The following is a 20,011-nucleotide window of genomic DNA, read 5'->3' on the forward strand; positions in this document are numbered from 1 at the left end:
AGATATGGTTGGAAAAAGTAAAGGACTTAGAATCAGCCTTATGGTTCTTGTGTATATTTTGTTGTTTGCGACCGTGCTGGCGATGCTGGTTCCGTATATATGGATGCTGTCCTCCTCGCTCAAGCTTAACAAGGATGTCTTCTCCTTCCCGATGCAGTGGATTCCGGCGAATCCGCGCTGGGAGAATTTCACGGATATCTGGACGCGGATTCCGCTCGGACGCTTTATTTTTAACACTGCGAAATTATCGATTATCGTAACGATTCTGCAATTGCTGACTTCAAGCTTCGCGGCCTATGCGTTCTCGAAGCTGCATTTCCGGGGCAAGAACTTTATCTTCCTGGGATATATCGCAACGATTGCAATCCCTTGGCAGGCCTACATGGTACCGCAGTTCATCCTGATGCGTTACATGGGACTGAACAATACCCACCTGGCGATCATTCTGCTGCAGGCGTTCTCGGCATTCGGTGTGTTCATGATGCGCCAGTTCTATCAGGGAGTACCTGATGAATTATGTGAAGCCGCCCGGATCGACGGACTCAGTGAATACGGCATCTGGGCAAGAATCATGCTGCCGCTGTCCAAGCCGGCGTTGTCCACACTCACCATCTTCACCTTCGTTGCCACCTGGAATGACTTCCTGGGGCCAATGATTTATCTGACAGATACGAAGCTTAAGACCATTCAGATCGGTCTGCGGATGTTCATCTCGCAATATTCTGCGGAGTACGGGCTGATCATGGCAGCAAGTGTAGTTTCTATCATTCCGGTAGTGATTGTATTCCTGGCCCTGCAGAAGTACTTCGTGCAAGGTGTTGCAGCGTCGGGGATTAAAGGCTAGAACAAGTAACGCGCCTGGCAGTTGCATCTTTTCGTGGCTGCCGGGTTTTTTATAACCAATCATGGAGGTAAGGCAAAGGTCTGTCCAAGACATTATTCTTCTAACAACGCAATGGATACGCTTACTTATTTGAACAAGAGGAGGATGAATGAATGAACAGCACAACCCGTGTCAAGAAAAGGCTATTCTCAGTATTGATGTCAGGAGCACTTGTAGCCGGAATGTTTCCGGCACTAGGTATGCCGGCCGCATCTGCTGCTACTGTAAATACGGTCTATGCAGCGGCCTATATGGGGGCAAAGACAACGGCAGGTACGACTCTGCCGGCAAGCGTCGATGTTGGCGGCCAGAGTGCGGCTGTGAACTGGAGCATTGGCGAAGATACCTTTGCTGTGCCGTATGACACCGTAACCGTGAACGGAACCGCGAACGGCGGGCCGGTGGTGGCGAATGTGGAAGTGATTCCGCCGGCCGCCAGTCCGCTCGTCTACTTCGTGGACAGCGGCAGAGGCGGCGATTCCTTGGGGAATCCTCCTGGAGCCTCTCCCCTGTACGAGGCGGTCAAAATATTATCCGGCGGCAGCCTGCTTAACGGGTTACCGGATCAGAAATATGTCAGCGGAACAACGGATTGGGGCTTCGATGATACCGGCAATAAGGTAAAGAACTCCAAAGACGGGGGACTTGCCGATCCGGCGACGGAACCGTCCATATGGAAGGTAGGGCTGCGTGCAGATCCGTCCGGCGCTAATATCGTTTATAAATTGAAAGCGCTTAATGCAGGCGTATATACACTCAGCAGCGGTTTCTATGAATGGTACTCCGGCACGCGCAACCGCGGGATAGAGCCACGCCTGGAGTATAAGAATACCGCCGGGGACAGCAAGGCGATCACGTTCAAGCAATTTGACACCTCTACGACCAAGTTTATTTCCGGTGAATTCACCATTCCCGGAGATATTGATGTCAGCAGTCCTATGACCTTGACCTATGCTTCTGTATCCGGTGAAAAGCCGATCCTGAGCTGGTTCGCTGTTGCCGAAGGTGCGATCAAGCAAGAGCTTGATGATGCCCGGCAGACCGCAGCCTCTACGGTCAAAGTTCTGCTCGACGGCAACGATATTAAGGAAGACAATGTTAACGGCCTGACGTTCAAAGGCTTCGGCGTGCTGAGCGGCAACAGTACCAGCGCCTTGCTGATGGACTATAAGTCTGAGCAGCCAGAGGCTTATGCGCAGCTGCTGCAGGTCCTGTTCGGCGGCGACCGTCCGCTGATCGACCATGTCAAGATTGAGATGGGGAATGACCGCAACAACTCGACAGGTCCCGACCCTTCGACGATGCGTACGGAGAATGAAGAGGCCAATGTAACCCGGCATCCCGGCTTCCAGCTTGCGGCTGATGCCAAGGCCATCAATCCTGCGGTTAAGGTAAGCTTCCTGCGCTGGAATGCTCCGGCCTGGGCCAATAATAACAACGACAAAATATATACCTGGTACAAAAACACGATTCTGGCCGCTTACCGTGAATACGGTTATATGGTCGATTACGTCAATCCCGATGTCAATGAGCATGCATCAGATTTGAACTGGATCAAGCAATACAGCGCCAAGGTTAAAGCGGATACTCTAGGCTTCGAGAGCACTGAGGAAGAGGCTCTGTATCACAACATCAAGCTCATTATCTCCGACGAGGTCGGAATCGGCACCTTCGGCGATGCTATGGTCAGCGATCTTTCGCTGCGGGAGGCGGTAACGGCCGCCGGATATCATTACAACACCGATGATGACAGCAAAGGCAACTTCAAACGGCTGGCCGAAGAATTCGACAAGGAAATCTGGAACAGTGAGGCGCAGGCGACCTTCAGCAACTCGGCCTTCCGCCCGAACAACAATATGAAGGACCCGTCAGCGGCCGGCACGGGGATCGGAGGCACCGGCGGTCCGCTGGAGATGGGGAATACCATCATTAAAGGCTTCGTGAATTCCCGCCGGACACACTTCATCTATCAGCCGGCGATCGGCTCTTTCTATGAAGGCGGACAGTATTCCTTCAAGGAGCTGGTCAGCGCGCGGGACCCGTGGTCGGGCTTCATACACTATGACGCAGGGCTGGTTATTCTCCAGCATTTCAACGGTTTTGCCAAGACGGGCTGGGAGAATGGGGATAATACAGCAGGAGTCTGGAGAGCGGTGCCCAAGGCCAGCTACACCGGAGCATCCGGCACGAACCCGGTCAGCGGACGGAACGGGACTCCGAGCTACATGACACTTGCTGCTCCGGGCAAGCTGGATTTCTCGACAGTCATCATCAATGACAGCGAGTATGAGAAGATCTACAAGCTTCAGGCGGTGAACATGGGCTATACAGGAAACCCCTCCCTGGAAGTATGGGAGACCCGTGCAGCTGATGAGGGTCAGGCTTTTAACAGCAATTATATGAAATATCTAGGCGATGCGGCTGCAGACGGCAGCGGTGTATACACGGTGAGAGTGAAGCCGTTCTCGATTGTAACTGTAAGCACATTGGATAATCACGCTACAGCAGAGTCACCGGCACCGCTTCCGGTTGAGGGAGAACGTACGGTGCTTGATACCGATGCAACAGGTTCCGTACAGAATACGGAAGACGGAATTCTGTATGCGGATGACTTCAATTACGGCAGCAAAACCGTTCCCGTCATCGGCAAAGACGGAGTGATTGCCGGCGAGCAGAGCTATGTCAGCTCTCGCGGCGGTGAGCAGAGCGTCATTCCGCGTTATACCCAGGACCTTAACGGTGCCTTCGAGGGGTATCGTATCGGCGATACGGATAATTATGTCCTGCGCCAGCAGCTGGATCAGATTACAACAGGAGTTGGCGGTGCCTGGAACGGCGGAGATCCGGTAACAGCGATCGGGGATAACCGCTGGACCAACTATAAGGTCAGTGCCGATGTGTCTTTTGAGCAGAACAGCACTTACAGCGGCAACAATTATGCGGCAGTCGGAGCCCGCTATCAGGGCGGGTCACAGATGCTAAGCGGAACGCCATATGCGCTGAAGTTCTGGTTCGACGGCGGCTGGCAGCTGCTGTCCAGCGGTACTGTTGTCGCCAGCGGCAATGCCGCTACAGGCACCGGCGGTGTGAAGCTTGAGGGTTACGATACCGCACATGACGCATGGCATAACATTGCTCTTCAGGTTGCAGGTGATAGAATCACTGCCTATCTGGATAATGTTGAGCTTAGAACCTATACCGACCCGAATCCGAAGCTGTCGGGACGCGTACAGCTGGCCAGCGGCTTCTATCATGTCCGCTTCGACAATCTGAAGGTGGAGACGGTAGACGGCTATACTCCTTATTATTCAGAGCTGCTGGATAATCTGGAGATGCACGATCTGGCTGCGGTTCCGCAATCCAAGCTGGTTTACGAGGGTGCATGGGCCCATGAGAATGGCAAAGGGATGTATGTGTACCAGCGTTCCCTTTCGACCAGTCAGGCTGCGGGTGCGGTACTGAAATACACATTTACCGGCACCGGTCTCGATATTCTGGGCCAGAACGACGGCTCAGCCAAGCTGGAAGCGAGCGTGGACGGCCGGACTGTAGTGCTCTCGGGCGCTGCAGCAGCATCGAAGGAGCTGTACCAGACCTTCATGCTCCGCGGGCTGGAATACGGGGAGCACACGGTCCAGATCAAGGTGCTGAGCGGGACATTAGCTGTGGATTCTGTGGGGGTTATCGCCGGCGGAGCTGCAGGTAACGTGAACACTGCTGCGCTTCAGCAGGCCGTGAAGGACGCGCAGGAAATCACCCGGCAGGATGAATTCCCGGAGAGTGACTGGAATTTGTTCTCAGGTGCGCTAGGTGCAGCTGAGGCAGCACTGAATAATCCTGTGCTGTACAGATTGGATCAGGAAGGAGCAGTGCAGCTTGAAGCGCGCTTGACCTCTGCCTATATCGGGCTGGTTGTAGGCGATGTGAGGGAGCTTGCCGCTCCTCAGGATACGGCTGCTTATGCCGGGAAGAAGCCGAATCTGCCGGCCATGCTGGAAGCATCACGCGCTGACGGCTCCAAGGTGCAGGTGGCTGTGAAATGGAATGTAGACGCAGTCAGCTTCGACACTCCATATGAGCGGGTAGCTGTAACCGGTACCTTCGGAAATTTGAAGACAACAGCGTATGTGGAAGTGGTACCTGCTGGCCTCGTATATTTCCTCGACCCTGGTGTCTCCGCTGACGGGGTAACACCGCCATTTACAACCATCAGGAATTTCGTCGGCGACAGCCTGCTGAATGACAAGGCGGATCAGTTGTCGACAGGGGATACGGTCTGGGGACATACCAACATCACGTCTAACTACAGTCCAAAGGGACTTGGCGGAGCAGTAGTTGCTACAGATAAAGCCCAGACTGGAGTATACAGCTCCAATACGAAGAATACACCTCTGGTCTACAAGCTGCCTCTGAATGCAGGGAAATATACGATTACGTCCTATCATCTGGACTGGTGGAGTAACAGCAGCCGTACGATGGATGTTACACTTAGCTATTCTGATGCTGAGGGGAAAGCCGTATCTGAGAAGGTTCGTACCGGCCTGGTTGCAGGTTCTGCGGGTACAGCGGTCAATCATGACTTCACGCTGCCGGTGAGCGGTACCGTGACCTATTCAGTGTACAATACGTTCAGTCAGGCTGCAGTAATCAGCTATGTAGCTGTAGCCAGAGATAAGGTCAGCGTTGCCAATGAGCAGGCTGTCCTTGAGGCGAAGAGCATAATTGAAGGTGCGGCCTACAATGTGAAGAAGGAGACAGCGAATAGTGAGGAGGCTGTCCGGACCTGGCTGCAGCAATCCATAAACGCACTGCCCGGCTTCAGTGCTACCGGGGTTACCGTGGGTGACATCATCCTGTCTTCATTCCAGGAAGCAACGGAGGATACGGATGGCAGCTTCACCTTCTCGGTTACGCTGAGCAAGGGAGAGGCGAAGGCGGATAGCTCAGCCAGCGGAGCAATTACGCTGCCGGTACCGGATACCGTTCTGCCGGTGATTACCCTGAATGGCGAGGCGACAGTTAATCTGCCGGTTGGCTCGGAATATACGGATGCCGGTGCAACGGCTATTGATGATCAGGACGGCGATATAACTGGCCGTATCGTTACAACAGTGACCAGTGAAGTATATGGCCTGACAGAGCTGGATACGGCGGTAGAGGATATTTATACCTTCCATTATAATGTCAGCGATACCGCAGGGAATGCAGCGGAGGAAGTAACAAGAACCGTAGTGGTTGCCATTGATCCGGATGTAACGAAGCCGGTGATAACCCTGCTTGGGGAAGCATCCGTTCAACTGGAGAATGGTGCAAGCTATACCGATGCCGGAGCTACTGCGGCAGATGACCGCGACGGCGACATTACGGAGCGCATCGTGGCGGCGATTACGAAGGATGGGGAGTCAGTATTGACGCTCGATACATCGGCTGCTGGCACCTATTTGTATCATTATAATGTGACAGATACAGCAGGCAACGCCGCTGCTGAGGTGACCCGAACGGTGACTGTAGGCGAAGCAGAACAGCCGCCGGTGACACCAACACCAACACTGACACCGACGCCGGAACCGGAGCCGACAACAGCTCCAACTCCAACACCGGCCCCTACGGATTCGCCAGTGTCGTCTATAGCACCAACACCAGCGGCTACACCGTCACCGGCGCCGCAGCCGCAGACCGAGAAGGTTCTTGCCCCTGGTGATTTCGCGGCTCCGGCAGGCGGGACAATAACGGTTCAGCTCACGGATGCTACAGAATCCGTGCTGCTTCCGGCAGGAATATCAGGAATTACAGGAGAGAATACCCTGCGTCTCGCCTGGAGTACGGTTGCGGTCGATCTGACTCCGGAACTGCTGAAGAGCATTCAGGAGAAGGTTACGGGTGTAGGAGGAGAACCGGAGGGGGCGAGAATTAAGCTTTCAGCCGTGAAGACTGCGAAGGCTGCTGCGGAGCAGCTGATGAACAATCCGGCTGTCAACGGTTCCGTTCAGCTATCGGCGGCAAGTGATGTAATCAGCTTCAGCCTGGAGGTAGTTGCTGCGGACGGCACGGCCGTGCCGGTAACCGCTTTTGACAAGCCGCTGACCCTTACATTCACTGTAGATCCTAATGCGAACCGCAGCTTGCTCGGCGTCTACTATATTGCTGCCAGCGGTGCCCTTGAATACATGGGCGGAACACTGGCTGACGGTAAGTTTACTGCCGATGTACAGCATTTCAGCCAGTATGCAGTGCTGGAGTATGACAAGAGCTTCTCGGATGTCAGCAGCAGCAGCTGGGCGGCCGGTGTCATTAAGTCCATGGCTGCGAAGCATATAATCGAAGGCATTTCGGCTACAGAATTCAATCCGCAAGGGGAAGTAACCAGGGCGCAATTCGCCGCTATGATTACACGGGCGCTTGGCCTTAAGGCGGGAAGTACACCGGCATTTGCTGATGTGAATTCCAAATCCTGGTATGCCGGAGCTGTTGCCGCTGTAAATGAAGCGGGGATTGTGCTTGGACGCAGCAAGGATGCCTTCGCTCCGGATGAGCGCATTACCCGTGAGGAAATGGCGGTCATGATCGTCCGCGCTTATGAGTATTTGCAGGGAAGCCAGGCAAGCAATGCAAGCAATGCAAGCAATGCAAGCAATGCAAGCAATGCAAGCAATGCAAGCCAGGATATAGCTGCAGGAGCGTTCAGTGACTACTTCCTGATTCATGACTGGGCGAAGAACGCAGCCGGCATCGCCGGACAGGCGGGGTTGATCAAGGGCCGCGGCAATCAGCAATTCGCTCCGCAGGAGAGCATGACCCGCGCCGAGAGTGCGCAAGTCATCGCTAATCTGCTGGGACAGTTGTAAGAGGTACTCAAAGAACCTGGCAGCTGCGGGAAGCGGGCTGTCAGGTTTTTTATAAGAATGTGAAATTTGCCCTCAATTTCTAGACACCCGTAGGATTAGAGGGATAAATCCATCAGATTCGGCCTGGTTGGCCGGAAATGAGGAAATGAAAGGGATAAATCCCTCTAAATCCACCGGAAGTGGGAAGAACGAGGATATTAGAGGGATAAATCCCACTAAATCCACCGGAAGTAGGCAGGACGAGGATATTAGAGGGATAAATCCCACTAAATCTACCGGAAGTAGGCAGGACGAGGATATTAGAGGGATAAATCCCTCTAAATCCACCGGAAGTAGGCAGGACGAGGATATTAGAGGGATAAATCCCTCTAAATCCACCGGAAGTGGGCAGAACGAGGAAATCAGAGGGATAAGTCCCACTAAATCCACCAGAAGTGGGCAGAACGGGGAAACCAGAGGGATAAATCCCACTAATTCCGCCAGTCAACGTCCCCTTAGTTCAATAGAGTGCTCGTCATAAGGGGGCCCTCAGCTTTTTTTACCATATTTACCGGGCGGGATGCCTGTGATGTTCTTAAAGGTGCGGATGAAGTTGGCGTAGTCATTGAAGCCGGACAGGTAGCAGGTATCGGATACGGAGTTTCCGGCGGCCAAGAGCTGCTTGGATAAGGCGATTTTTTTGAGCAGGACATAACGGTATATGGTTCCTCCGGTCTGCTGCTTGAAAAGGTGGCTGAGATAATATTTATCGACGTTCAGCTCCCCGGCTATGTGCTCGAGCGAGAGGTTCAGATGCAGGTGGTTGTCGATGTAACTCATGGCCGATTGAATATGCGAGGAAATAATGCTGGGCACGGCGGAGCGGGTCCGGCTGTACAGCTCATTGACGATTACCAGGATCTGAATCAGGTAAGTTAGAGCCAGCACCTCGCTCCCGTATTGCTCACTCTCCAGTGCTGCAATCAGAAGTGAAGCTAGAGTCATATACTCGGTAAGCAGCGGTTCATCCATGCGGGCCAGATTATGCTCACCGGGCTGACGGTTCTGGAAACAGGCGAGCAGATTGGTAGTGGCTGTGCAGAAAGGAAAGATAAGCGGCGCCTTGAAATGAATCGTCAACCGTTCGTAAGGCTCCGGGGACAAATTGATGATTTTGTGAATCTCGTGATTGTTGAACAGGAGCACATTGCCCCGCTCCAGCGGATAGCTGTATTGGTCGACGAATCCGTTCACACTCCCGCCGAGAAACAGGAAGATTTCGTAGTGGTCATGAATATGGAAATCCCTTGTCGGTGAGATTGGGGAATTGCCGATACCGGCCAGAATATCGCCGTTGAATGTTTGATGATAACGGGCATGTTTCATAGTCATTGCCCCTTTCAGATTGATCGCAACAAACGCAATAAAACATCATTATTCGCAAAGACATTGCAATAATACCACACTACACTAGAGAAGAAGAATACCTGAAAGGGTGGAATTGTTAATGAAGGGTAAGGAACAGCGAAAATACTGGCTGGATACGATGCTGCTGATCGGGGGACCGGTGCTGGAGGCTTTAGCGAAGCGGCAGCTGAAAGAGCAGCTGCCTACGGAGTTCCATAGTGACCGGAGCCGGTTTGCACATCTGGAAGCTTTTGCGAGACTGGCCTGCGGGATGGCCCCCTGGCTGGAGCTTGAAGGACTTGAAGGAGAAGAAGAACAGCTTAGAGCCCGTTATGCCGCGCTGATGCTGGAGGCTATCGGTGCAGCTGTCGATCCGCAGTCGCCTGACTATATGGAGTTCAAGACGGAAGGGCAGCCGCTGGTCGATGCCGCCTTCCTGGCCCACGCGCTGGTGCGCGCACCGAAAGCGATTACAGGGCGGCTGGATGAGCGGGTCAAAGGCCATTTAATTACAGCGCTGAAGCAGACGCGCCGGACGGCTCCAAGCGGCAGCAACTGGCTGCTGTTCAGTGCAATGGTGGAAGCAGCTTTATATATACTGGGCGATGCCGACTATGACCGGATGCGTGTCGGTTATGCGGTTCATATGTTCATGGACTGGTATAAGGGCGATGGTGTCTACGGGGATGGCAAGGATTTTCACTGGGATTATTACAACAGCTTCGTGATCCAGCCGATGCTGGTTGATGTCGTGGCCATCTTTGAACAGGAATCGGAGCAATATGCTGCACTTAAGCCGGTGATTATGGAACGGGCACAGAGATATGCCTCAGTGCTTGAACGCAGCATTGCACCGGACGGCACCTATCCGTTCCTCGGGCGCTCGATTGTGTACCGTTTCGGTGCGTTTCAGCTGCTGTCGCAGGCGGCGTTGCAGCATTTCCTGGAGGAGGCATTGCCTCCAGCACAGGTACGCTGCGCTTTGACTGCCGTGATAGAGCGGATCATGAATGCTCCGGGTACGCTGGATGAGAGCGGCTGGCTGCGGCCGGGGATCTACGGCTATCAGCCGGAGCTTGCGGAGAGCTACATCAATACGGGCAGCCTCTATTTATGCGCTGCCGTATTCCTTCCGCTGGGGCTGCTTCCGTCCGATCCTTTCTGGTCGGGAGAAGAGCTGAAATGGACTGCGCTGAGGATAGCAGACGGTGAGAATGTCATGCGGGATCATGCGCTGGAATAGCGGGTGTTCAGTCGCTTTAGCCGCTTAGTGAGAAAGAGGTGCGGCACTAATCAGGGTGGAGCACCGATAAGGAGGAAGAAGAGGGCATGAACAGGCAGGAGCTTGCCGGAATTGTGCAGGACATGAAGCCGGCTGATTGGAGCTTGTATTATCCGCAGGGCGATTCGGCTGGGTTTTGGACCCGGGCGTTATCATCCGGAGGATTACAGGCAGACATTAGCGAGATTCGCGCAGAAACGCAGAGGCTGGACGGTCAGCCTATATCCGCGCTGACGTATACGCTATTTTCTATTTTTGCGCGTACAGGCTCGAGACTGGAATATGAACGGGTCTATTTCGAACGGAGAAGAAGACTGAATACCTATGCATTCCTAAGCCTGCTGGAGCCGGATAATACGGGGGCTCTGGAGAAGCTGGAGGATATCCTCTGGGTCATCTGCGATGAGTACACCTGGTGTCTTCCGGCCCATCTTCCCGCAGACCATGACGCTGCTGAGATCAGCCGGCATATTGACCTGTTCTCCTCCGAGACGGGATTCACCTTAAGTGAAGTGTTACTGCTGCTGGGGGACCGGCTTCCGCTGCTGCTCCAGTCCCGGATACGGCATGAGGTAGAGCGCAGAATCTTCCGGCCTTTTCTTGAGCAGGGGCCATATTTCTGGGAGACATCACGCCATAACTGGGCGGCAGTCTGTGCGGGCTCGATCGGGGCAGCTGCGCTGCTGCTGGTGAAGGAACCGGCCATACTTACGGATATTCTGCTGAAGACAGAGAGCAGCATGAGCTATTATCTGGAAGGCTTCGGGGACGACGGCGCTTGTCTGGAGGGGCTGGGCTACTGGAATTATGGCTTTGGCTATTTCACTTATTATAGCGATCTGCTCCGGGCAAGAACCGGAGGCCGATTGGACTGGTTCAAGCAAGAGAAGGTATCGCAGATTGCCCGTTTCCAGCAACAATGCTTCATCGACGAAAGTCATGTCGCCAATTTCTCGGATTCGGTGCCTCAGGTACGTGTGCATATGGGCTTGTCCCATTATCTGGCGGATGCCTATGCGGATGTCCTGCGGCCGCCGTCCGCTCTGCGCGCGCCGTTCACTGAAGATCACTGCAGCCGTTTCGCACCGGCTCTGCGCAATCTGATCTGGACCAGAGCGGGCCGGGAGAACGGGGCCTGGGAGGCTGCCAGCTATTATCTTCCGGATGCCGCCTGGATTGTCTCGCGTCATGTGCCGGCAGCAGGCTCCTTCGGGTTCGCCGCCAAAGCCGGCCACAATGATGAGCCGCACAATCATAATGATCTGGGCCACTTCATTCTAAGCGGCCGGGGAGAGATCTACGCTTCCGATCTGGGCAGCGGAGAATATACCGCTGATTATTTCGGTGCCGGACGTTACAGCTATGACTGCAATGGATCACAGGGACATTCAGTGCCGATCATCAACGGCCAGTACCAGGGCGCAGGGCGGGAGTTCAGCACTGCAGTGTTATATGCATCTGCGGCGGCGGAGAAGGATGAGCTGACGCTGGAGATGGCGCAGGCTTATCCGGTGTCAGGCTTGCAGTCCTTGGTGCGTTCGCTGGTCTGGCATAAAGAGGAGCTGCCACGTCTGGAATTGACAGACACCTACCGGTATGAGGGAGCTCCGGCGAGCTGGACGGAACGGTTCGTAACCTGGCGCAGGCCTAAGCTTCTTCACCCAGGCAGCGTACTGCTGCCGGGCACTGCGGCAGGTCACGGTGTAGAGGTCACTTATGATCCGGAAGCAGTCCGGCCGGAGATTACCGCGCAGGTGTACCGGGATCATTATGGCCAGGAGACACTGTGGCATAGTCTGGACTTCCATGTTCTTCAGCCCGGGGCGGAGGGAACATTAGCATTCACTTTTCAATTTTTGTGAAGATTGAATCAGGCGGTCCGAATTCCAGGTAATCTCATCCGCCGGAGTTACTGCTTCTCTGCTTGGGGAAGCTCTAATCTAAACTAAATATAGAGGGCATATAACCCGCATAGTAGACGATTCCAACAAAACGGCCGGTCCAGCGCGGATGTTCAGACGGAATCCGGCGAAATGTTGTATGAAATACAACTTAGGTGCTGCTATATCGGGATGTGTAGGAGGATTGTTGTATGAAATACAACAATTTCTTCATTAAACGGCCTGGATGAGAAGAAATGTTGCCTTTTGGAGTCAATTTCATAATTCAGTTGGCTGAATAGCAAGACTTGGCCAAAATCCAAGGTCGTTTTTTAAAAATTAGGCCACTTGCTGGGAGTTTCTCAACTGCTGGTTCAACTTGTCTAACGCAAATTTACTCAGATTGTAAGCTAGCGTACTGAGCTGGAAATCGACACTTGCCCGGACGCCGCGGTGACGTGTGCGTTTCATTCCAAAATACTCTTTGAGATAGGCAAAAACACGCTCCACTGCCGTACGCTTTTTGTAAAGCTCTGTAAAGCTTTCGCTCCCTCTTGCGGGATAGGTATGCTTACGTAAATCCGTTTGTATGCGGATTTTAAATACCTTTTGACAGCCGGAACCGGAAAGCGGACAGCCTTTGCACTCGCTCGGCCGGGTATACTTCAGCGTTTCGTACTTGGCATCAAAACTGTCGTAACGGTAGGCGTGCCCTTGTGAGCATACCGGAGTGTAATCCAGGTTCATTCCCTCGGGCGGATCTTTGTGGTGAATCATGGGAATCGCCGGATAGGCGCCTAACGAATGAATCAGCTGGTAGATGGCCGCGCAGTCGTATCCTTTGTCGCCCAAAATATGCTTTACCTTCAGCATAGGAAACTTCAGGAGCAGGCCTTTGAGAAGGATGACGGCCATGCGCTGGTCATTCGGATTCGCTGAGCTCCAGAGGCCACTCAGGATATACTGGCAGTCCGTATCGACGAGCAAATTCGCCTTGAACCCGTAGTAACTGGTCATTCGGCCCTTCGTATTTTTCTTGTCACAACGCGCGGCATGCCGGGGCAACGCAGCCAACAGTTCGTCATACGTGTAGGGCAACATCGCTTCAATGGTTTTCTGAAACGGTCCAAGACTTTGTTCATAGGCTTCCAGTTCTTGACGTCGGCGTTCCTTTTCAGCATTAGACGGCCGTCCACGCTTCGTGTACACGGGTTTCTTTGGCGGCTCGTTCTCAGCCTTAGGCTCAGGCTCGGGAAGTTCGAACTGAAGTTGCTCGGCTCCTGGAGCCTCGCTTGGCTTTTGCCCCCGGCGAGCCGCACGGCGCTTGGAGGCCGATTCGCTAAATTGGCAATCCCAAGCCTCGACCATGGAGGAATCCACGGCAATATGTGTGCCGGTCACAAAGCCTTCTTCTAGGGCAGACGTCACCAAGGTATCCTGAAGTTTTTCAAGCATCCCCGTTTGCTCCAGCGCATGAATCAAACGGGAATACGAGGCTTGGCTTGGAATATTGTCGGAGCCACTAAACCGGCACTGTACTCGAAATTCGTTGCTATGGGTCAGTCGGCGGGTCAATGCAGAGACAAACTCAATGTTCTCCATTTTTGCGATAAGCAGCGAGTAGATCATGGCAGGTACGTTTAGTTTTTCCGGCCGTCCGCGATGGTTCTTTTTCCCCAGTGCCAACAAGACCGGTGCCAGATTTAAGTGTTCAAAGATTTGACTATATTTATCTTCTGGGTGCATCAGGAGCAATTCCTCAAAGGAAAACAGCTCTTCTTGTCGAATAGACATAGATAGGGATTACCTCTTTTCATTCTCGGGTGTTGGTTTCGTCACCTATATCTTCGAGAATTTGGGGAGGTACTCCTTTTTCTATGCTCAAAAAAACCGCTCCCAGCAAGGGTTTGGAATTATGAAATTGTCTCTTTTGTACAACAATTTTGGATTTGAGCCGGTTTATGGAGGGGAATGTTGTATTTTATGCAGGATTTAACAACAGAGCGGAGAAACCCGGAACTTCTGCGGCGATAGCATCCCCGGGAAAGCTGCCGCGCACGCCGCCGGGAAAGCTGCCGGGCACGCCGCCGGGAAAGCTGCCGCGCACGCCGCCGGGAAAGCTGCTGCGCACGCTGCCGGGAAGCTGCCGCGCACGCCGCCCGGAATCCCCACACTTACCGCATTTAAAGCTAATTTTACGTAGAAATCTTTCGTTCAGCTTATATAGATCAGAACTTATCATTCAAACAAAGGCGGGATTCAGATGAGTGGAACAATACAGCAGGCATGGGTAGATGAGGCTTGGAGCAAGGCACTGGAAAAAACGCGAGCAAACAGCTTGAGAATCGGCGCGGAATTCCCCCATGCCAGCCAAGGCGGCAAGTACGTACTGGAGACACCGAGCTGGTGGACAGCCGGCTTCTGGCCGGGCATGCTCTGGCAGCTCTATGCCGGGAGCGGGGACGAGAGCCTGAAGGCGATTGCCGAACGCTGCGAGCAGCGGCTGGACGAGGTGCTGGATGGGTATGTGAAGCTGGACCATGACTTAGGGTTCATGTGGCTGCTGACCAGCGTAGCCAATTTCAAGCTCACGGGCGCAGAGGAATCACGGGTCCGGGCGCTTAAGGCTGCCAACTATCTGGCCGCCCGCTTCAACCTCAAAGGCCGCTATATCCGCGCCTGGAATCCATGGAGAGAAGGCGAGGACAACAGCGGGGTCGCTATTATCGACTGCAGCATGAATACCAGCCTGCTCTTCTGGGCTTCTGAAGTAACCGGAGACCCGCGTTACCGGCATATCGCCGAGGCCCATATGGATACGGTACTGGAGCATTTCATCCGGCCGGACGGCTCTGTCTATCACATTGTCAATTTCAACCCGGAAACGGGCGAAGTGGTAGAGAAGCGCGGCGGACAGGGTTACGCAACGGAGTCGGCCTGGTCGCGCGGCGCGGCTTGGGCACTTTACGGGTTGTCGCTGGCCTATCATCATACCGGCAAGCAGAGCTACCTTGATGCATCCAAGCAGGTTGCACATTTCTTCCTGACGCGTCTGCCGGAGGATCAGGTTCCGCATTGGGATTTCCGTGCTCCCGGTGAGATCGGAGAGATTCGTGACAGCTCCGCCGGTTCCTGCGCGGCGAGCGGCTTGCTGCTGCTGGCGAGCCAGGTGGATGAATCGGAGGCGCATGTCTACCGGAACGGAGCGCTTAGAATTACGGAATCCCTCTACCGGAATTATGGGACCTGGGATAATGCGGAGGAAGAAGGGCTGCTGCTTCACGGTACAAGCAACTACCCGGAGAACCGGAATATCGATGTTCCTCTGATCTACGGTGATTTCTTCTATGTTGAAGCGCTGGCGCGGATCAAAGAAGCCGGCCCGTTCTACTGGGAGTAGGGGGATATGATGACTAACGGGAGAGCAGCATCAGAAATATTATCCTCGCGGATTGCAGATAATCCGCTGAAGACGCGGGCGGACTTGGTGACCGCTCTTGAACAGCTTACGGGTCCGTTGCGTCCGCTCTACAGCAAAGGCGGAGCAAGACTTGAAATCGGCAGAACCGGAGCGAGCTATCCGGCAGCAACTGCCGGGATGGAGGGCTTTTCCCGGGTATTATGGGGACTGGTCCCCTTGCTCGCCGGAGGCGGGAGCAGCGAAATCCGGGACATCGTGCTGGAGGGCATCCGGCATGGCACCGACCCTGCTCACGAAGAATATTGGGGAGATGTACGGGATTACGACCAGCGTCTGGTCGAGATGGCGGCCTTCGGCTTCGCGCTTGCTGCGGTTCCGGAGCAGATCTGGGCACCGCTTGCTCCACAGGAGCAGGATCGCCTGTACAACTGGCTGAATCAGATCAACTCCCATCCTTGTTATGACTGCAACTGGCTATTCTTCAATGTGCTGGTGAATGCCGGGTTCCGCACCATCGGCCGTCCGTATGATGCAGTGCAACTGGAGAACAATCTGCAGCGGATGGATGCTTTCTACCTGGGTGAGGGCTGGTACAGTGACGGTGTTGACGGGCACAGCGATTATTATGGGCCTTTTGCGCTTCACTATTATTCGCTGCTGTATGCCAAGCTGATGGAGCAGGAGGACCCAGAGCGTTCCCGGTTGTTCAAAGAACGCGCCCGGCTGTTCGCCGCTGAATTCCTGGGCTGGTTCGCCCCGGACGGCTCCGCGCTTCCTTACGGGCGCAGCCTGGCTTACCGCTTCGCCCAATCGGCATTCTGGAGTGCCTTGGCTTATGCGGATGTTGAAGGCCTCCCTGCCGGTGTGATGAAAGGCATCGTTCTGCGCAATCTGCGCTGGTGGTTCAGCCAGCCGATCTTTGATGCGGCTGGCGTATTGACCATTGGATATTTGTATCCGAATCTGGTCATGGCGGAGAATTATAATGCACCCGGCTCACCCTACTGGGCGCTGAAGACTTTCTTGCCGCTCGCTCTTGGTGCGGAGCACCCGTTCTGGAGTGAAGAGGAGCTGCCGCTGCCGGAAATTCCGGCAGTGATGGTTCAGAAGCCTGCACATCTTGTCCTGGTCCGCGAGCCGGCCTCCGGTCATGTGGCGGCGTTCAACAGCGGCCACCTGTACACGAATGAGCATACCCATACCTCGGCCAAATACGAGAAATTCGTCTATTCCACAGGCTTCGGGTTCAGCGTGCCCCGTTCCGAGTGGGGACTGTCGCAGGGAGCGTTCGATTCTATGCTTGCGCTCAGCGAAGGCGGGGACAATCTGTACCGCGTACGGCGCCGGAATGTGGAATCCGAGATTACGGACAATGTTCTGCGGTCTGTCTGGAAGCCTTGGGCCAATGTGGAGGTCAGAACATGGGTTGTAGCGGGACTGCCGTGGCATATCCGGGTTCACCGGATCGAGACAGGCCGGGCACTAGACGCCGCTGAAGGCGGGTTCGCCCTGGGCCAGGAAACGGAGCTTGCGCAGCAGACCGACAACTCATGCACAGCAGTATCTACAGCTTGGGGAACCAGCGGAATCAAGGGACTGATGGGTTACGGGAAGGCGGAGCTCATCTGGCCCAATGCAAACACGAACCTGCTGCGTCCCCGGACGGTACTGCCAACATTGACGGCTACGCTTGTGCCCGGAATTCACTGGCTGGCTTCGGCCGTCTACGGTGATCCTTCGGCTGATTCTTCAGCACAGCAGGTGAACGGGGCCGGTAATATTCTGGAGCAATCTCCCGAGGCCTTGCTGCAGGTTTCTTTTGCTGAGGATGGCATCACGGTTCAAACTACGGGCGGAACGGAAATTTTTATCCCGATACAATAGAAAAAGGCTGCATCTTCACTTGATTGTGAGGGTGCGGCCGTTTTTGATTATATGCATCTCATATGACCTCATCTAACTCTTCTGGAAATCGGGTGATCTTCGTTCATCTGCAGCAAGTCCCATAAGTTTCCATACAAGTCCTTGAACACAGCAACCATTCCGTAGGGTTGTTCTTTAGGTTCTCTAACAAATTCGATGCCTTCAGTGACCATTTCCTTATAATCTCTCCAAAAGTCGTCAGTGTTCAGAAATAGAAATACCCGCCCGCCTGTCTGATTGCCAATAAACTGCTCTTGTTCAGATTTCGAAGCTCTGGCAAGTAAAATTGTCGTACCGGCAGAGCCGGGAGGTGCAACCACTACCCACCGTTTATCTTGCTCTGGCTGAAATGTATCCTCAACTAATGTGAAGTGCAGCTTTTTTGTATAAAATTCTATCGCTTCATCGTAATCTTTTACAACCAAAGCGATGTGTATAATAGACTGAATCATTTCTTAGACCCTCCAATTCAAGTAATAGATCATCTTGTGTGAACTTATATTATTCAATAGTACCGATAATAACTGGTGAAAACCACTTTGGCCAATCGTGTGCTGAGGGGTTGCAGTGACCCGATTAAAGAATATGAGTTAGGCTTAAGTGCACTTTGTACAACTAAATCATATGATTTACAACCGATTATCCGTTTAGTTGTATTTCGTGCAATTAAATTGCTATTTGTAGATGGTTTCTCCGATTCGGGCAGATTTAGTTGTACTGATTACAGTTAAAGGATGAAAGCGTTCCTTTTCGCTGTCTTTAATTGTACATTATACAACTATCGCTGAGTTTCCATTTGGAACTGAATACATTCGATGCTGCATTGTTGAATGAACTCACTTCTTTAGATCTGATACTGTCCCAGTATCTCCCCCAGCAGCTCCCGTGTATCCGCCCACAACCTGCGCTGCATCGCTTCATCTCCTCCGGGAGATACCGGTACAATGGACTTTCCTGTGCCCACGTTAAAATAACCTCCGGTTACTGTCCCATAAAACGGGTCCACGATTAACCGGGTGATAATTTCTGCCCCTCTTCGCGGATCACCGAGCCGGATAATCTTCAGGATCCGCTCGATCACAGAAGCGAACCGCAGCTCGCGTCCCAGTCCGGTTACATTGAAGCCCGGATTCAGGGCATTGACGGTTATTCCGCTGCCTGCCCATTGCCGGGCCAGTTCTGCCGTGAACATGATGTTTAGCAGTTTGGTTTTGCCGTAGACAGGAGAGGAGCCCCGGGCAGTAAAAGCAGCAGTATCCGTTAGGTCCCCGGGCAGGCGGAGTACACCATGACGGCGCGATGCCTCAGAGGCTACGTTGACTACTCTGGCCTGGCCTGCATTGCGCAGTGAAGTCTCCAGTCTATGCGTCAGCAGCCATGGTGCCAGATAGTTCACAGCCATCATCTCCGGCAAACCTTCGGCAGTGGTGCGGGGCTCGAAGGCGTGGATTCCTGCATTGTTCAAAAGCACATCGATGGAAGGGCAGGCGGCAGCAATTTCAGCGCCAACCCGGTTCACATCCTGCATCAGCGACAGGTCTCCATAGACAAAACGGATATTTGCAGCAGGCTGACGGGCCTCGATGATGGTTCTGGTAGCCGCAGCACGTTCTTCACTGCGGGCAGTCAGGACAAGCGCATAGCCTCTTTCCGCCAAATGGATGGCTACAAGCTGTCCCAGTCCGCTAGTGGCTCCGGTGATGACAACGGTTGGTTGTTTAGGCATGGTTATTCTCCTTTAAGTAATGTATAATTGATATATGTCCACTATAATTATATGATGGATATATGTCAACCATATTGGTGGCAGTTATCTCTGAATTAAGGACAGGTGAATGAATATGAAGCAGAACCCAATATACGATAACGAAGTAAACAATAATCACCAAGTAAACAATGACCCAATAAACATTGATCAATCAAGGCTTGACTCGAGAGAACAGCTGGAGCTGGAGCTGGGAGAGCAGCTTAACGCACTGATCAGCGCAGCCCATGCGCTGAATGTCAAAGCCGCCGCGCGGTTCGATTCCTCGTTGCAGCCGGCCGCCTTCCATATTGTCCGCTGGCTCTATTCCTATGGGCCGGCAAGTGCTGCCGCCATTGCGGAAGCAACGGCTATGGACCGCAGCGCGGTCAGCCGTCTGATCAAACAGCTGGAGTCTCTGGGTTATGTGAGCAGAGAATCCTCACCTGATGACGGCCGGGCTATCCTTCTCTCACTTACGGAGCGTGGACAGCAGCAGACAATAGCTGCCCTGAACGAGAAGGGTTCCGTGTTCTTCGGGCGGACTGCGGCATGGAATGATGACGAGCTTCATCAGTTCGTTCATATGCTCAAGCAGTTCAACGGGCTATAGGCAGGTGCCGGCTAGACGCCTCCTTTACTAATTA

11 protein-coding genes are annotated in these 20,011 nt (G+C 53.5%); 7 read left to right on the top strand and 4 right to left on the bottom strand.

The window, feature by feature from the left end:
- Positions 1-4: 4 nt before the first annotated feature.
- Both NSQ73_RS08135 and NSQ73_RS08140 read left to right on the top strand, forming a co-directional pair.
- Entirely contained in the window at positions 5-844 is an 840-nt protein-coding gene (locus tag NSQ73_RS08135; protein WP_081970085.1) for a carbohydrate ABC transporter permease, read from the top strand.
- Positions 845-996: 152 nt separating this feature from the next.
- Positions 997-7,728 (top strand): immunoglobulin-like domain-containing protein, encoded by a 6,732-nt coding sequence (locus NSQ73_RS08140; RefSeq protein ID WP_340986068.1) that lies wholly within the window; start codon positions 997-999, stop codon positions 7,726-7,728.
- 528 nt (positions 7,729-8,256) lie between these two features.
- Here NSQ73_RS08140 and NSQ73_RS08145 read toward each other — a convergent pair.
- Positions 8,257-9,093, bottom strand: coding sequence for a helix-turn-helix domain-containing protein (locus tag NSQ73_RS08145; protein ID WP_340986069.1), 837 nt, complete (start codon positions 9,091-9,093; stop codon positions 8,257-8,259).
- A gap of 121 nt (positions 9,094-9,214) precedes the next feature.
- On the opposite strand from NSQ73_RS08145, the gene NSQ73_RS08150 reads away from it, so the two are divergent.
- Positions 9,215-10,357, top strand: a complete 1,143-nt coding sequence (locus NSQ73_RS08150; RefSeq protein WP_340986070.1) for a DUF2264 domain-containing protein — start codon at positions 9,215-9,217, stop codon at positions 10,355-10,357.
- A gap of 86 nt (positions 10,358-10,443) precedes the next feature.
- A complete protein-coding gene (locus NSQ73_RS08155; RefSeq protein WP_340986071.1) occupies positions 10,444-12,258 on the top strand; it encodes a heparinase II/III family protein in 1,815 nt (604 codons plus the stop codon).
- Between the two features lie 357 nt (positions 12,259-12,615).
- Here the strand turns inward: NSQ73_RS08155 and NSQ73_RS08160 are convergent, their stop codons facing one another.
- Positions 12,616-14,070, bottom strand: coding sequence for a transposase (locus tag NSQ73_RS08160; RefSeq protein ID WP_340986072.1), 1,455 nt, complete (start codon positions 14,068-14,070; stop codon positions 12,616-12,618).
- 469 nt (positions 14,071-14,539) lie between these two features.
- On the opposite strand from NSQ73_RS08160, the gene NSQ73_RS08165 reads away from it, so the two are divergent.
- Together NSQ73_RS08165 and NSQ73_RS08170 are read left to right on the top strand one after the other, a co-directional pair.
- Positions 14,540-15,676 carry a glycosyl hydrolase gene (locus NSQ73_RS08165; protein WP_340986073.1) on the top strand — a complete coding sequence of 379 codons (1,137 nt, stop codon included), beginning with the start codon at positions 14,540-14,542 and terminating at the stop codon, positions 15,674-15,676.
- A gap of 6 nt (positions 15,677-15,682) precedes the next feature.
- Positions 15,683-17,581 (top strand): DUF2264 domain-containing protein, encoded by a 1,899-nt coding sequence (locus NSQ73_RS08170; protein ID WP_340986074.1) that lies wholly within the window; start codon positions 15,683-15,685, stop codon positions 17,579-17,581.
- Positions 17,582-17,649: 68 nt separating this feature from the next.
- Here NSQ73_RS08170 and NSQ73_RS08175 read toward each other — a convergent pair whose 3' ends face one another.
- Complete coding sequence (locus tag NSQ73_RS08175) at positions 17,650-18,072, bottom strand: VOC family protein (RefSeq protein WP_340986075.1); 423 nt, start codon at positions 18,070-18,072, stop codon at positions 17,650-17,652.
- 392 nt (positions 18,073-18,464) lie between these two features.
- On the bottom strand, positions 18,465-19,346 hold the full coding sequence (locus NSQ73_RS08180; RefSeq protein WP_340986076.1) for an SDR family NAD(P)-dependent oxidoreductase: 882 nt from the start codon (positions 19,344-19,346) through the stop codon (positions 18,465-18,467).
- Between the two features lie 115 nt (positions 19,347-19,461).
- Here NSQ73_RS08180 and NSQ73_RS08185 point away from each other — a divergent pair, with 115 nt between their 5' ends.
- A complete protein-coding gene (locus tag NSQ73_RS08185; RefSeq protein ID WP_445669485.1) occupies positions 19,462-19,977 on the top strand; it encodes a MarR family winged helix-turn-helix transcriptional regulator in 516 nt (171 codons plus the stop codon).
- Positions 19,978-20,011 lie beyond the last annotated feature (34 nt).

Origin of the sequence: Paenibacillus sp. FSL R10-2736, from assembly GCF_038000245.1 — a bacterium.
In the GTDB taxonomy this organism is placed as follows: domain Bacteria; phylum Bacillota; class Bacilli; order Paenibacillales; family Paenibacillaceae; genus Paenibacillus_AQ; species Paenibacillus_AQ phytohabitans.

What these genes read in the sequence shown, in the direction of transcription:
- NSQ73_RS08135 (WP_081970085.1), top strand. Translation starts at nt 5, where the DNA reads ATGGTTGGAAAAAGTAAAGGACTTAGAATCAGCCTTATGGTTCTTGTG.
- NSQ73_RS08140 (WP_340986068.1), top strand. Translation starts at nt 997, where the DNA reads ATGAACAGCACAACCCGTGTCAAGAAAAGGCTATTCTCAGTATTGATG.
- NSQ73_RS08145 (WP_340986069.1), bottom strand. Translation starts at nt 9,093, where the DNA reads ATGAAACATGCCCGTTATCATCAAACATTCAACGGCGATATTCTGGCC.
- NSQ73_RS08150 (WP_340986070.1), top strand. Translation starts at nt 9,215, where the DNA reads ATGAAGGGTAAGGAACAGCGAAAATACTGGCTGGATACGATGCTGCTG.
- NSQ73_RS08155 (WP_340986071.1), top strand. Translation starts at nt 10,444, where the DNA reads ATGAACAGGCAGGAGCTTGCCGGAATTGTGCAGGACATGAAGCCGGCT.
- NSQ73_RS08160 (WP_340986072.1), bottom strand. Translation starts at nt 14,070, where the DNA reads ATGTCTATTCGACAAGAAGAGCTGTTTTCCTTTGAGGAATTGCTCCTG.
- NSQ73_RS08165 (WP_340986073.1), top strand. Translation starts at nt 14,540, where the DNA reads ATGAGTGGAACAATACAGCAGGCATGGGTAGATGAGGCTTGGAGCAAG.
- NSQ73_RS08170 (WP_340986074.1), top strand. Translation starts at nt 15,683, where the DNA reads ATGATGACTAACGGGAGAGCAGCATCAGAAATATTATCCTCGCGGATT.
- NSQ73_RS08175 (WP_340986075.1), bottom strand. Translation starts at nt 18,072, where the DNA reads ATGATTCAGTCTATTATACACATCGCTTTGGTTGTAAAAGATTACGAT.
- NSQ73_RS08180 (WP_340986076.1), bottom strand. Translation starts at nt 19,346, where the DNA reads ATGCCTAAACAACCAACCGTTGTCATCACCGGAGCCACTAGCGGACTG.
- NSQ73_RS08185 (WP_445669485.1), top strand. Translation starts at nt 19,462, where the DNA reads ATGAAGCAGAACCCAATATACGATAACGAAGTAAACAATAATCACCAA.